The sequence below is a fragment of the Ferrimonas sp. SCSIO 43195 genome, assembly GCF_023716685.1.
Classification (GTDB): Bacteria; Pseudomonadota; Gammaproteobacteria; order Enterobacterales; family Shewanellaceae; genus Ferrimonas; species Ferrimonas kyonanensis.
Genome location: NZ_CP072679.1, coordinates 2,171,017 through 2,184,535, shown reverse-complemented (window position 1 = coordinate 2,184,535; position 13,519 = coordinate 2,171,017). Strand labels below are relative to the sequence as shown.

Here is a 13,519-nt window from a genome sequence, read left to right as displayed (position 1 = left end):
CACGCCAAGCCGTATCCACAATCGCAGCCTTGGCCCAATTCGCACAGCCCCCGCAAGGCCGACATTATGATTCCCCTCCCAGACCCGACTGTGACGGAAAGACAGATTAACTGCCTGATACCCTCACTTTTTTTAACTACCGACTGGGGGCTGTCTTTTTTGCTCCCCTGATGGCATTGCGACCGGTGGCGGGTCGACCCCGAATCAATTTGGCATTACACTTTGCGCCATAACAGACAATCAAGGAACGCACCCCATGCCTCAAATGCTGCACACCATGCTGCGCGTGGGCGATCTCGATCGCTCCATTCAATTCTATACCGATGTTCTGGGCATGACCCTGCTGCGCAAATCTGAAAATCCTGAGTATAAATACACCCTGGCGTTTGTGGGCTACGGTGAAGAGAAGGATGGCCACGCCGTGGTGGAGTTGACCTACAACTGGGGCGTCAGCGACTACGATAACGGCAACGCCTTTGGCCATCTGGCCCTCGGGTTTGACGACATCTACCAAGCCTGTGACAAGATCAAAGCCGCCGGTGGTGAGGTGACCCGCGAACCCGGCCCGGTACTGGGTGGTAACACCCACATCGCCTTTGTCCGTGATCCCGATGGCTACATGATCGAGCTGATTCAACAGAGTCAGGCCAGTGCTGGATTGGACAATTAACCGCGGTTCCGCCGGGCCAGCAGGCCCGGCCTACTCTCTATGACCAAATCAACGCTTGTCGACACCCTGCACCGCCTGGCTCCATCCCGCTTTGTCCTCGACAGTCGCGCCGTTCAATCCGGTGACGCCTTCGTCTGTAAACAGGGCCTGCATCAGGACAGCCATCAGTTCGCCGAGGCCGCCGTCAAAGCCGGAGCTGGCTTGGTGATCGCCACCCGGCCGCTGTCACTGCCGATCCCCTGCCTGGTGACCGGCAGTTTCGCCGCCAGCATCAGCCTGATCAATCGCTACCTGCAATTCCCTGCGGAGCAACTGACCCAAATTGGGGTCACCGGCACCAATGGCAAAACCACGGTAGCCTATGGCTTGCATCAGTTGCTAAACCAGGAAGACCACAGCAGCTACAGCGGCACCCTAGGCCGGCTTGCCGGCGATCACCTGGTGCCGCAACTGAACACCACCGCCGATGCCGTGACCCTGCTCAATCAGTTTCATGAGCTGCGGCAACAGGGGTATCGACACCACGTCATGGAGGTCAGCAGCCACGCACTGGCCCAAGACCGGGTCGACGCCATGCTGTTCGATGTGGCGGTGTACACCAACGTCAGCGAAGACCACCTCGATTTTCATGGCCATCGTGATGCCTATCAACAGGCCAAGCTGCGCCTTATCGATCGGCTTAAGCCTGGTGGCTGCGCGGTGATCAACCTGGATGACGACAGCGCTGCGGTGATTGCCGATCGCTGCCGCCAACGGGCCGATGTCATCGGCTACAGCTGCACCGATCCCGATGCAACCCTGTACGCCGACATTCGCCGCAGTGGCGCACAAGGCAGTGAGTTTGTGCTGCATTATCAGCAGCGCCAATACCCCTGCCGCCTGTGGTTGCCCTTCCAGTACAACGTGGAAAACGCCCTGGCGATGATCGGCGCGGCGCTGGCCGCCGGCCAGCCTCTGACCGTGGTCCTGCAACGACTGGCGCAATTGCGGCAAGTACCGGGGCGGGGTCAACGACTGGACTGGGCGGACGGCAGCCAGGCCATCATCGATTATGCCCACAACCAGCCGAGCCTGAATCTGTTACTCAAACAGGCTCGTCAGCAGTGCCGGGGAGCGATCCACACCGTGGTGGGCGTCACCGGCGATCGACTAGAAGACGCCGCCCAGATTGGCCACACTGCGCTGGCCCTCTCCGACCATTGCTATTTTACCAGCGACAATCCGTTAGGCCGGCCGCTTGAACAGATCCTAGAGCGCATGGATCCGGACCACGCGGCCCGGCATATTCCCTGTCGCCGCTCCGCCATCGGCACGGCTCTGGCGGCCATGCACCCCGGCGATCTGTTGATGGTGTGCGGCAAGGGTGATGAACAGTATCAGTACCTGAAGGCCGACCGTTCCCAACCCAGCCCCTATGACGGCGACTGGCAGGTTCTGACTCAGCTCAGGCCAGCCGACCGTTAAAACGCCCGGGCGCGCTTTTCGAAAACCAGCGCCTCGCCCACCTGAATCTTCACCGTGGGCCAGAACATCTGATACTGCACCTCGGCAGTCACCGGCAGACCATCCAGCTGGCCCACGACCCGCTGCAGTGCTGGCAAGCCAAAGACGGCACCGTTGCGATCCACCAGTTGTTCGTCCAGGTATAACCGGGTACCGGCGGCCCAGGTCGACTGGACTCGAATCTTATGCCCTTGCCATTCGACACGCCATTGATGAGACATCGGTTTTCTCCAAAATCAGGGTAGCCTCAGTGTAATGAAGGCGGCGCCACATTTCGCCCCGGAAACGGGTAACTGCTCATAGTTACAGCAGATCCGCAGTAAAAAGCACCGATGCCGAGGGGAACAGGGTGACAAACGCCGAAGCTCGGGTGAAAATGTTCCTTCGTTCACCCCTTTACCAGCGCCATCCAACGTGATGGGTGTTGAGGTTAGTATGGCAACGCTTGCCGATAAAAAAGATTACTCGCTTTACTCCAATGCCTTTGGCTTTTTGCGCCACCCCTTGGAGTTTCGTCCTGCCCAGTCGAAAGCCGACTGGGTGGTCACCGGTGTGCCCTTCGATCTGGCCACCACCGGCCGGCCCGGCAGCCGTAATGGCCCCGATGCCATTCGGCGCGCTTCCGTCAACTTGGCCTGGGAAGATCAACGCTACCCCTGGCGCTTTGCATTGGCGGATCGGCTGTCTGTGGTGGATTGCGGCGACCTGGTGTTCGACTGTGGCGATGCCGAGCAGTTACTGCAGGGCCTCGAAACCCATGCCAGCGCGTTGCTCGATGCCGATAAACGGATGCTCACTTTTGGCGGTGACCATTTCGTGACCCTGCCTCTGCTGCGGGCTCACGCCAAGAAATTTGGCCAATTGGCCCTGGTGCACTTCGACGCCCATACCGACACCTACAGTATGGGCAGCCGCTACGATCACGGCACCATGTTCTACCATGCCCCCAAAGAGGGCTTGCTTGCCACCGAGCACTCGATACAAATCGGCATCCGCACCGAATACGACTATCAGGGCCACCCGTTTGAGGTACTGACCGCCGACCGCGCCAACGATCTCAGCGCCGATGAGATCGCGGCGCAGATCATCGCCCGGGTCGGAGACCGGCCAGTGTACCTGACGTTCGATATCGACTGCCTGGATCCTGCTTATGCCCCGGGTACCGGTACCCCGGTCTGCGGCGGCATGACCACGGATAAGGTACTCAAGGTGCTGCGAAAATTGACCGAATTGCCGATTGTGGGCATGGATGTGGTAGAGGTGGCCCCCGCCTACGACCACGCCGAAACCACCGCACTGGCGGCAGCCACCATCGCCACCGAACTGCTGTACGTGGTCGCCCACCAGAAATAGTTGCGGTTGGGACCAATGAGCGCCGCCTGAGGGCGGCGTTTTAGTTGGCCTTGGTTCAACACCGATTAAGTTAGCCTACTGTTTCCTCTTGATTTACTGAGGTATGCTGATGGTTTATTCGAACAACATAGGGCGGCACAACGCCAACTCGGATCCTGCCCAGTGACCCGAGGCAAAAAGGAGACATCATGTCGACACAGAAGAACACCATCTTCTATCTGGATTTGCTGCGCTGCCTGGCCGCCATCGCCGTGGTCATCATCCACGTGCTCGGTCCCTGGCGCCATCTGTATGGGCTTGCCCCGGAAACCGAGTGGTTAGCGGCCAGCAGCTACAACGCCGTGACTCGCTGGGCGGTGCCAATATTCATGATGATCACCGGCGCACTGCTACTGTCGGACAGTCGCCCTTTCGATTGCCGCTACTACCTGAGCCGACGCCTGTCCAAAGTGGCCATCCCTTTTATTGGCTGGACACTTATCTATTCTCTTGCGCCCTCATTTGCGTCAGAAACATTTAATATTCAACCGTTTATTGAAAACGTTGTCGCCTCTCCCAATGAGCCGGTTTGGTATCATCTGTGGTTTTTCTATGATTTTATTCCGCTCTACTTTGTGATTCCGCTTTTAGCACCTCTGTTGGCGGCCATGGGAAAAGAGCGGGTCAGGCTGGTGATTGCCGGCTGGTTGTTATTGACCTTGATGCACTGGCTAAAAGTAGAAACACCACTTCGTCAGAATATAATTCTCTATAGCGGCTATCTCATACTCGGATGGTATTTATTCCATAACGACAATAATAACAGTCGTAAATGGTGGGTGCTCGCCGGACTCACAGCCATGGTTGTCAATGTGTTTGGCAGTTGGTGGTTCAGCGAATTAAAACAGGGATACAGCAGTTTCTTCATGGGATATAAATCCCTGAATACCGTAGCCATTGCCGGTATGATTTTTGTACTCGCTCAAAAGTGGGCCGACAACATCAATGAGACAACACGTAAGCTGATATCACTGGTCTCCAAATACAGCCTTGGTATCTATCTGGTTCATCCACTGCTGTTAATCCCGGTGCGCCAGATCGGCAACGGCTTTTATCAATGGTTTGGCAGCAACTGGTTGGCCATTCCGGCGTTGTCGCTTCTGACCTTAGTCAGTGCGCTGCTGCTGACCATGGTACTGGCACGAATTCCGCTGGTAAAACGCTTGGTTCCTTGAATTATCTCACTTGAACACCGACCAGCGTCGGTGTTCAAGTGTCAGATAAAAAACAGGTTTTTAAAAACATGAAGGGGCATCGACAACTGAGCGGTAACAGGAAAACCCAACAGAGCGTTATCAGATCGTTGGCTTATATATTCAACTAGGAGGTTATGAATCCATAAACCGAAAACGGGTTTATACGTAACGCCCCTGCTCTATCTCCGTTTCCCGAACGTCGAAAGCTCGGCAAATAGAGGCTTCTTCTGCGCTACTGGCAGCATCACGCTCCAGCTTTTCCGTCATTAATTCCAGAGTTGCTAAAGTTCTTGCTTTGCGCAACTTATAGAGATAATCAAGCTCATCGCTATTTAGCTGTTCTAATTTAATTCTCATTTTTCCTACTTCAACAACGCGGGATAGGAGTTATCCCATAGACAGTGACAAAGTACCTTTTAAGTATATCACCAAAATTATCAAGTCACCTAAGTTTAATATGAATGTCGCTCAAGGTAAACTCAGAGCCCCTCCATTCAGCATCCACCTGCGACTGAAAATCGCCATAATGTAACAACCCCATTGAACCTGTGTAACTCGCTGTTGTCCCACCACTCACAGTCGCTTTTCAGGTCACAAAACGGGCACTTAAGTCCACGCTCAGGACCCCAACCTGCCAAGGGGTGATCCTGTTCAAATTAAACCCTTGGGGCTATTCGCTATCATAACCCGGTCGACCCAAGGTTGATCAGCTGGAGAATACATGAGTAATACGTTAATCGCCTATTCCACCGATAAAGGCCAAACCCTAAAAATCTGCAAACAAATTCAGGCACAACTGGAGAAGAAGGGCGAAATCGTTACCTTACACAATCTGGCTGAACCTGATCTGGACCTGTTGCCCTTTGATAAAATTCTGATCGGGGCCAGCATCAAGCACGGTAAGCACTCTCACCAAGTGTTTCAGTTCATTAAAAAACACCAGGCCGTGTTAGAGCAAAAGCCAGCCGGCTTCTTCTCGGTCAGCCTGGTCGCCAGAAAGCCCGGTAAAGACAGTCCGCAAACCAACCCTTATATGCAGGCGTTCCTGAAACGCATCGCCTGGATGCCGGACTTCATGGAGGTGTTTGGTGGTATGATCGACTACCAGAGATACAACTTCCTGGATAAGCACATCATCCGCTTCATCATGCGGATCACCAAGGGGCCGACTGACCTCAACAGCTGCATCGAGTACACCGACTGGGAAAAGGTGGATCGCTTCTCCCGCCAAGTGGCCAATTATTAGCACCGCAACGGCTAACAAGGATAGATAATGTCGCAACTGTTTGAACGCCTTCATGTTCTATTGGCATTACTGGCAATCTGGCTGTTCAGTACTGCCGGTCAGGTGCATCTGGCCAATCGAATTCACGCCAATGCTGGGTTCTGGGACTATAACCACATCGCTTTGGGGGTGGTCACTGCCCTGCTCAGCCTGTGCTTCCTGTACAAGTGCTGTCGATTGGGCCAGTGGCGGCTGTATTTTGGCTGGTGTGTTGGTCAGTTTTCTCCGATCATTAATGATTTACGCCAGCTCAAAAACAAGCAACTTCCCGCAGCGGGCGCCCCTGGGCTGCTGACCTTCATCGAAGGGTTTGGCCTGATCCTGATGGTACTGGTGGGGCTGACCGGCTGTGCCTGGTTGCTGACTCAGGGCAGTTCAATGGCCATGACGCTGCGCGCCTGCCATATCGATCTGGCCTCGGCGTTGTTCTGGTATCTGATCATCCATGCCATCGCTTCTTTCAGCCACTTCCTCGAGATGTTGCGCTAACAAAACCACAATGCCTGGTTAAGACCCAGGCATTTGCCCGCTTTCGATCATAATCGTCACCGAAACGACAGAATGACCAAGCCAGCCTGGCGCTGACTCGGCGCAAATCCGTACAATAATCGAACAAATCAGACAGCCCTCGCTTTAACCAATGGCGAATATAAGCTTAAATAACATACGCTTAAATGTTAGTTGAACTTAATTTAATCATTAAAGTGACGAAAAATGCAAAGTCATCAGCAATTAATGCACTGTCAACCATTCTGACAAGAAAAACATCAACAAAAGTGGCCTTTTTTACGTTTTAAATTCTTACATTTTTGCTATCATCGCGTTCCAATTTACAGGAGCCGTCGAACGTGAACCAAACTCAAGATTTCAAACTGATCGCCATTGAAGGCAACATTGGCGTAGGCAAATCCACCCTACTCCCCAAACTGGCTGACCGGTTAAGCAATCTTGATGACAGGCCTTGGCGATTGATCATCGAAGAGGTGGACACCGATCCGGAATTTCAACGTCTGCTGAAGGCGTTCACCAACGATCCGTCGCAGCGAATTAACTTCCAGCGCTACATCACCAACAAGCGCGCCGAGACCTGCCAGGATCTGGATCCGGGCTTTAATTACATCATCGAACGCTCTCTGTTTTCCGACCTGGTTTTCTGTCAGGCCAACCTGGCCGAGGCCTGCCGCCCCGACGGCAAAGACCTGGATTACTACTACGACATTCAGGACAAGCTGGAAGACTACCCTCAGGTCAGCGCCGTGGTGTACCTGAAATCCGATCCTATCGTCTCCTACGAGCGCATGCTGAGCCGAGGTCGCGACGCCGAAGTGGGTACCCCACAAAGCTACATTCAGTTGATCTCTGACTGTCACAACACCTTCCTGCCGCACATCTGCGACAAGTACAACACCCAGCTGCTGACTGTTGACTGGACCCATTTCGGCTGCCCGGAAGGTCTGGCAGAGCAAGTGATTGAGGTGTGTCAGGTATTGAACGCCGATTAGAATGCATTTTCTAAGACGTTCGCGTCTACTGGGGGTGTTGACCGTTTAAGTCAATCCTTCCCGATGAAATTCAGCCGCCTTCTGTCAGGCGGCTTTTTTTATGCCTGACGGCTGATCACCAGTTTCAGCTGATGGGCCTTGCCCGGTGCCAGGGTGATGCCATCGCTGCCCAGTGCCGCGGTCTCGACACACAGCATCGACGCGGCGGTGGCCACCCCCATGTCCTGCGGCAGTTGCTGGCCCGGATGCCACACCACCACCGAGTCCATGCCGGTCTGATCCAACAAGATACTGTGCTGGGCCGCCGCCATCACCACCTGAGGCTGGGCGCCCGGATAGATGCGATCCAGAGGGGGACAGACCTGCAGCGGACCGGTATCGATGACACTCTGGCCGCTGAGCTTGTCCCGGTAGCGATCGCCGACACCGTATACCGTGGTTTTACTCACCTCCCCCACATTAAAGTAGCTGTGCAATGCGGTGGAGAAGCGCCAATGATGATGATCACAATTGTGGCCGGTGAGGGACAGCTCCAACTGGTGGCCGATGGTCACGTCCAGTTGCAGTTCAAACGCAAACGGCCAGTAATCCGGACTGACGTCATCGTCAGACAGAAACAGCGACAAGGTGGTGCCGCGACTGGTGTCGGACACCGCGTCCAGCTGCCACATCTGAGTTCGAGCAAACCCATGGGATGGTGCCCCCGGTATCTGCGGGTGTTGGCCGAACCACGGCCAGCAGATGGGTATGCCCCCCCGTATCGGCCGTGTCTGGTCCAGGCGCGCGGCATCGCTCAGCCACAACCACTCACTGCCGCCACGGGGGCGGTAACTGAGTAGCTGGGCCCCGAACAGGCTGATGATGGCATCGGCAAACGGGTTGCGAATGATCAACACCGGCAGGCCTCCCTTCAGGAAGGCCTTAGAAACCGAATCGGTGATCTGCTGTTCTGAGACTGGGTATAGCGCAGCTTGCATGGGTACCTCTTCAATGCCGCCCAAGCACTGAGGATAGACCCAGTCGCCCTATCCCGCTAAACCTCAACCTGCCCGGATGCCGGTTACGCCGCTGTCCATCACGCCGGTCAGCGAGGCAGTCAATCCCTTGATGGTGGTAACTTGATTGGCCAGTTGCGCCCCTTGCTGTGCCACCTCTTCCGCCACTCTGTTGGTGTCCACCACGCCGGAGGACACCTCGGCACTGGCGGTATACAGCTCTTCTACGGCCTGGGCCTGGTGCTTAATAATGTCGGTCAACTGGGTCACTTCCTGCTGGGTATTGCTCACCTGAGCGATGATGCCGGAGATCTCCGAGGTGGTGGACTGCATCACCTGCTGACCATGATTGACCTCCTTGCGACTCTCTTCGAGGATAGTGCGAATCTCCAGGGCCGCGCCGTTGCTCTTGGCCGACAACTCCCGCACCTGTTCCGCCACCACCGCAAACCCCCGACCTTGTTCTCCGGCGCGGGCGGCTTCGATGGCAGCGTTCAGCGCCAACAGGTTGGTCTGCTCCGCGACCGAAGTAATCAAATCCGCCACGCTGGTGATCTTCTCGTTGGCGGTGAGGATGCGATCGATGGCATCGGTGGACGCCTGCAAGCTGGAAGAGCTGCGCTGGGCCTGCTGGTTGATGGTGTCACTGTGGTGCTGCAAATCGGAGACGAACTGATCAGAGCGGTTCATATCTTCGGTGAGCTGCTGTAACTGGGCAGTCATCTGCTCAGAGGCACAGGATTGACCGCTGCAGTTTTCATTCAAGGTGTCCACATGCTCATGCAAAGAGTGGGACTGGCCATCCAGATCCGCGGCTAACTCCATCAACTGATTGACGTTGACCTTCACCTGCTGCATCACCTCATTAAGCTGCTGCTGGCCCTGACGGGCTTGCTCCGCCGCTGCCGACATCTCCAACTGTGCCTGCTCGGAGTCGATCAACGCCTTGCGACGCAACCTGGCGGTAAAGCCCTGAGCGGTGGCGATCACCAGCAGTGGCACCACCACACCAGAGAGCATCTCTATGGTTTGTGCCCGCCCCGTCAGCGCCATGTCGGGAAAGGCCGTCCCCTCCAGAAAACCCACCACCATCGCCAGGGTGACACCGCCGATCAGTAACGACCACAGCGACGCCATCAGCGACGATGCGCACAGATAAAACGCAATGATCATCACCGGCACCCACAGGCTCTGACTGGAACCGATAAAGCCACCGGTCTGATAGATCATATTCAGGCAATGCAGGCTCATGCCGAAGAAACCCAAATTCAGGGCCAGCACCGGCGCACGGAAAAAGCGGATGGTCAGCCCCGCCGCCAACTCGACAATAATCAGCAATATCGAGGTTTGAGTCAGCACTTCATGGCCATTGGCGGACCATTTGATGAGGCTGTACACGCCGGTTAGAAAAGAGAGAAACAGGAAAAAAAGGGCGGTATCAACGTAGCGTGCTTGTTCGTTGGTCCATTGAGCGTCTTGAGGTTGAAAACAGTGACGCCACAGCGTTACAGGGTTCATGATGTTTTTCCTTATCAGTCTGTTACCCCACCTCCTCAGAGTAATCAAATCAAACCAAAAGAAATAGAGTAAAAACTCTATTCAAATTCATCCGATGATAAAACTTCTTTGTTGATCACACTTTGATTACTTTTCATTGCGTTACTGAATCAAAGCCACAAAAAAAGCGGGCCGAAGCCCGCTTAGTGTGATGCTTGCCACACCCTTTACATGCGATAACTCAAAGTCAGCATGATCAGGTGAGCGTTGTAGTTCTGGCTCAGCTGGCCCAGAGTCGTCAGGCCGGTTACCCCTTGGCCCGGATAGTTTTCCACCGGAATCTCGGCATAGTCACTGTCCTGGTAACGCTCATACTGGTAGCGCAAGCCCACGGTGGCGGCGGTGCTGATGGCATAGCCGGCGTTCACCGACACGCTGTGACTGTCGGACTCATAGTCATCCTCAAACGGCTGACCACTGGTATCGACATCACTGCCGGAGTAGCTGTACTGGTAATCCACGGACAATTGAATGCCCTGAGCCTGCAAACCGGTGTAGGCCAACGACACGCCCGCATAGCCAAATTCATCGTGATTCTCGGTGGCCCAGGTGGCGTAGCTGCCACTGTCGCTGCCCAGTTGCTCGTTATCAATCCACTGCATGCCGCCAAAGGCGGTGATCGATACGCTGGACAACGCTTGCCAGTGGCCGCTGAGATCCCAGCCATAATCCTCGGACTCGGTCAGGCCGATGTCGGTATCGGTGTAGTCGTCCATGGCGTAGTAAGTGCTGAAGTCCAGAGACACAGTGTCCAGTGGCGTATGGCTGATCTCCAGCTCCAATTTGGTTCGGTCTCGATCCGCCAGGTAATACTTGCGCATCAGCTCATTGCTTTCGGTCGAGGTGGCTGCCCCGGCCTGATAGCGAGAGCCGTCACGTTGACCGAAGCTGGCTTTTACCCGCATGTCCCAACGGGCCGCAGCAGACCAGTGATAGCGTGCCCAGGCCGTCAGCTCATCGGTGTCCTCGCGGTCGCCGGCACTGCGCTCGGTTTGCTTGTAGTCCACACCACCGCTGAGTTTGTGACCGGAGGCCAAACGGTAATCGCTCGCGACCTTGTAGGTAGCGTAAGTGCGATCCACCGCCTGAGTCTGCTCTACGGTGCCGCTGAGGGCATCGAAGCGCAGCTGATCAAACTCATACAAGGTGGAGGCGTTATCGCGGTCGTTGTAGATCATCGATGCCCGCAGCGTCGATTTCGACGACAACCGGCTTACCAGCGCCAACTGCCCGTCCAGAGTATCGACCTGAAGATCCGCCGCGGTCACTCCGGCCGGTACTCCGGTCAGAGTCACCAGGTCCTGATCCTGAGTCTGTCTGCCGCTGGCCACTCGGCCACTCACCTGAGTGGCCCCAAGACGATAGCGGCCCTTCAGGTACACAGAGTAAGCCTCATTGTCCGGCGCCCCGGCCTGAGACGGAATGGCAGCGCCTTCGAGAGCCAGGCTGTCGATGTCGTTGTCAAACCAGCTGCCTTTGACGCCGACTTCCGCCAACCAGGCGCCCCCACTCACATGCACCGCCGCCGTCAGGTTCTGGGTGGTGCTGTCGATGGGAGCCACAATGTTCTGCGCTTCAACACCGCCATTACTGATGCTGCTGCGCTGGCTGCCTTTGCGGGATTCGCTGGTCATCGACAGGTAGCTGCCCCAATGACTGCCCATGTACTTGGCATTGAAACCCAGCTGCTGGCGCTCTTTGTCCAGTTGCTGCTGTACCGGCGCCGACTGACGTACCAAGGTGTCACCACTGGCCAACAGATCACTGTGGGCGCTGGTCGAATCGACACTGTATTTCTGATCCAGGCTGGCACCCAATTGCCATTGACCGGCTCGGCCGGCGGTGACCGCCAGATCGCCGCGCTTACTGCCCAGTTCCTTGGCCTCGACGCTAGTACGAATACCGGACTCGCTGCGATGCAGCAGATCCGCGTCTACCGAGGCGGCAAAGCCATCTTCATACCCCAGAGCGTTGGCGGCATGATCGTCGTTGCTGATGGCACTGCCCAGGCCAAGGCCGACGCTGCCTTGAATGCTGTCGCTGCTGACGCACTTCTTACATGCCCAGGAGTCGGTTTTGGCCTTGCTGGTGTTGGCCGCTGGCACACCAAAATCGAAGGCGTTCGCCTGGCCACACAAGGCCAGCAGGGTGGCAGCCACTACACTGATTTGAGTTTTCATTTTAGTTCTCCCTTAAAACTGAAACGCCTGACCGGACGGATGATTCGAGCCGTGGATCTGGCTATGACAGTTGAGGCAACCCTGGCCAGCAGTCTGTATGCTGCCATTGCCACCGGGAACGGTGCTTGGGTGGTTGGACTCGGCGTGACACTGTTTGCACAGCATCGGTACCCGGGTCTTCAGCATGCCTTCGTTGACGCTGCCGTGAGCATCGTGGCAGTTAGCGCAATTTTCCATTACCGGCGCGTGCTCCCACAGGAAAGGACCGCGCTTGTCGGCGTGGCACTGATAGCAGGTGTCGTTGAGCATGGGTTCATTCAACGCCGATTCCGCCATGGAGCCATGAGGGTTGTGGCAATCGCTGCAGCTCATCTCATCCCACTTGATCGGGTGGGCAGAACGTTTGTGGCTGTCCGCTTTTACCTTGGTGTGGCATTGCTGACAGGTGTCGTTCTGACCGCTACGGCTGAGCACCGGGTCTTTGGCGATGTGCAGCTGATGACAATCGGTACAGGCCACTTCCTCCGAGACGTGGGCGGAGCCATGCCAGTCCATCCGCTGGCTGTCATCGTGACACCCCAGGCACACACTGTTCTGCATGTCGGCGGTTAATGGCGAGTCTTTACCGAACGTCAGCATCGGCTCATTCTTACCCCGGTGTTTACCCTGAGGCCCGTGGCAGGCTTCACACTGCAGTCCGGCCATGGGGCCAGCGACGGTGTTGGGATCGCCATGGACACCATCAAAAATGGCATCCACACCCTCGGTTTTGCGATGGCACATCATGCAACCATCGGCCCCTTTTTTGGAGTATTTGCCCTGTTCAAATTTCTGTTGCAGTTGCAACAGCACATCCTGTTGCTGAGCCTGGGCCGCGCCAGCGGTACCCAATGCCACCAGTATCATCGCTCCAAAAGCGGTCACTGTTTTCATCATCATCTCTGCCAAGCTGTTTTTATCGAAATTAAGGCGATTGAACATCATCGATCCTGCCGCCCATTGCCCAAGACGGTAATGGGTTAGAGACGTAAATACTCTGGGGCTTTTCACAGTGATCGCGGTTTTGCCAACGGGCTAACACAATTTTTTCGGCCTGATGTCACTCGGCGGTTGCCCTGGTTAGATATGCACTAGCAAGCGACAGGAGTTTGAGCTAGTTAACTGATCTTGAAGAAATTATTATCGTAGACTCGCATATGACAATGACGATATAGTCATTCGCACACTCAAGAGGAGAAG

13 protein-coding genes are annotated in these 13,519 nt (G+C 55.6%); 7 read left to right on the top strand and 6 right to left on the bottom strand.

Annotated elements, in window-relative coordinates:
• Positions 1-256 precede the first annotated feature (256 nt).
• Positions 257-670 carry a lactoylglutathione lyase gene (gene gloA, locus J8Z22_RS10360; protein ID WP_028112507.1) on the top strand — a complete coding sequence of 138 codons (414 nt, stop codon included), beginning with the start codon at positions 257-259 and terminating at the stop codon, positions 668-670.
• Positions 671-709: 39 nt separating this feature from the next.
• Positions 710-2,134 (top strand): Mur ligase family protein, encoded by a 1,425-nt coding sequence (locus J8Z22_RS10355; protein ID WP_252010297.1) that lies wholly within the window; start codon positions 710-712, stop codon positions 2,132-2,134.
• Here the strand turns inward: J8Z22_RS10355 and J8Z22_RS10350 are convergent.
• Positions 2,131-2,394, bottom strand: coding sequence for a hypothetical protein (locus J8Z22_RS10350; protein ID WP_252010296.1), 264 nt, complete (start codon positions 2,392-2,394; stop codon positions 2,131-2,133). The two genes, J8Z22_RS10355 and J8Z22_RS10350, sit on opposite strands and share 4 nt — an antisense overlap.
• A gap of 214 nt (positions 2,395-2,608) precedes the next feature.
• Here J8Z22_RS10350 and speB point away from each other — a divergent pair, with 214 nt between their 5' ends.
• Both speB and J8Z22_RS10340 read left to right on the top strand, forming a co-directional pair.
• On the top strand, positions 2,609-3,526 hold the full coding sequence (gene speB, locus J8Z22_RS10345; protein WP_252010295.1) for an agmatinase: 918 nt from the start codon (positions 2,609-2,611) through the stop codon (positions 3,524-3,526).
• Between the two features lie 188 nt (positions 3,527-3,714).
• Positions 3,715-4,740 (top strand): acyltransferase, encoded by a 1,026-nt coding sequence (locus J8Z22_RS10340; RefSeq protein ID WP_028112503.1) that lies wholly within the window; start codon positions 3,715-3,717, stop codon positions 4,738-4,740.
• A 180-nt stretch (positions 4,741-4,920) separates the two neighbouring features.
• Here J8Z22_RS10340 and J8Z22_RS10335 read toward each other — a convergent pair whose 3' ends face one another.
• Positions 4,921-5,118: a hypothetical protein gene (locus J8Z22_RS10335; protein ID WP_028112502.1), complete on the bottom strand. Its 198-nt coding sequence runs from the start codon at positions 5,116-5,118 to the stop codon at positions 4,921-4,923.
• Between the two features lie 364 nt (positions 5,119-5,482).
• On the opposite strand from J8Z22_RS10335, the gene hemG reads away from it, so the two are divergent.
• The 3 genes from hemG (at position 5,483) to J8Z22_RS10320 (ending at position 7,548) form a co-directional block, all read left to right on the top strand.
• Positions 5,483-6,007, top strand: a complete 525-nt coding sequence (gene hemG, locus J8Z22_RS10330) for a menaquinone-dependent protoporphyrinogen IX dehydrogenase (RefSeq protein WP_028112501.1) — start codon at positions 5,483-5,485, stop codon at positions 6,005-6,007.
• Positions 6,008-6,034: 27 nt separating this feature from the next.
• On the top strand, positions 6,035-6,535 hold the full coding sequence (locus J8Z22_RS10325; protein ID WP_028112500.1) for a cytochrome b/b6 domain-containing protein: 501 nt from the start codon (positions 6,035-6,037) through the stop codon (positions 6,533-6,535).
• Positions 6,536-6,894: 359 nt separating this feature from the next.
• Positions 6,895-7,548: a deoxynucleoside kinase gene (locus J8Z22_RS10320; protein ID WP_028112499.1), complete on the top strand. Its 654-nt coding sequence runs from the start codon at positions 6,895-6,897 to the stop codon at positions 7,546-7,548.
• Between the two features lie 98 nt (positions 7,549-7,646).
• Here the strand turns inward: J8Z22_RS10320 and J8Z22_RS10315 are convergent, their stop codons facing one another.
• The 4 genes from J8Z22_RS10315 to J8Z22_RS10300 form a co-directional block, all read right to left on the bottom strand.
• Positions 7,647-8,525: a D-hexose-6-phosphate mutarotase gene (locus tag J8Z22_RS10315; protein ID WP_252010294.1), complete on the bottom strand. Its 879-nt coding sequence runs from the start codon at positions 8,523-8,525 to the stop codon at positions 7,647-7,649.
• A gap of 63 nt (positions 8,526-8,588) precedes the next feature.
• Positions 8,589-10,061 carry a methyl-accepting chemotaxis protein gene (locus J8Z22_RS10310; RefSeq protein WP_028112497.1) on the bottom strand — a complete coding sequence of 491 codons (1,473 nt, stop codon included), beginning with the start codon at positions 10,059-10,061 and terminating at the stop codon, positions 8,589-8,591.
• Between the two features lie 206 nt (positions 10,062-10,267).
• Positions 10,268-12,280 (bottom strand): MtrB/PioB family decaheme-associated outer membrane protein, encoded by a 2,013-nt coding sequence (locus J8Z22_RS10305; protein WP_252010293.1) that lies wholly within the window; start codon positions 12,278-12,280, stop codon positions 10,268-10,270.
• A 12-nt stretch (positions 12,281-12,292) separates the two neighbouring features.
• Positions 12,293-13,219 (bottom strand): DmsE family decaheme c-type cytochrome, encoded by a 927-nt coding sequence (locus J8Z22_RS10300; protein ID WP_252010292.1) that lies wholly within the window; start codon positions 13,217-13,219, stop codon positions 12,293-12,295.
• Between the last annotated feature and the right edge of the window lie 300 nt (positions 13,220-13,519).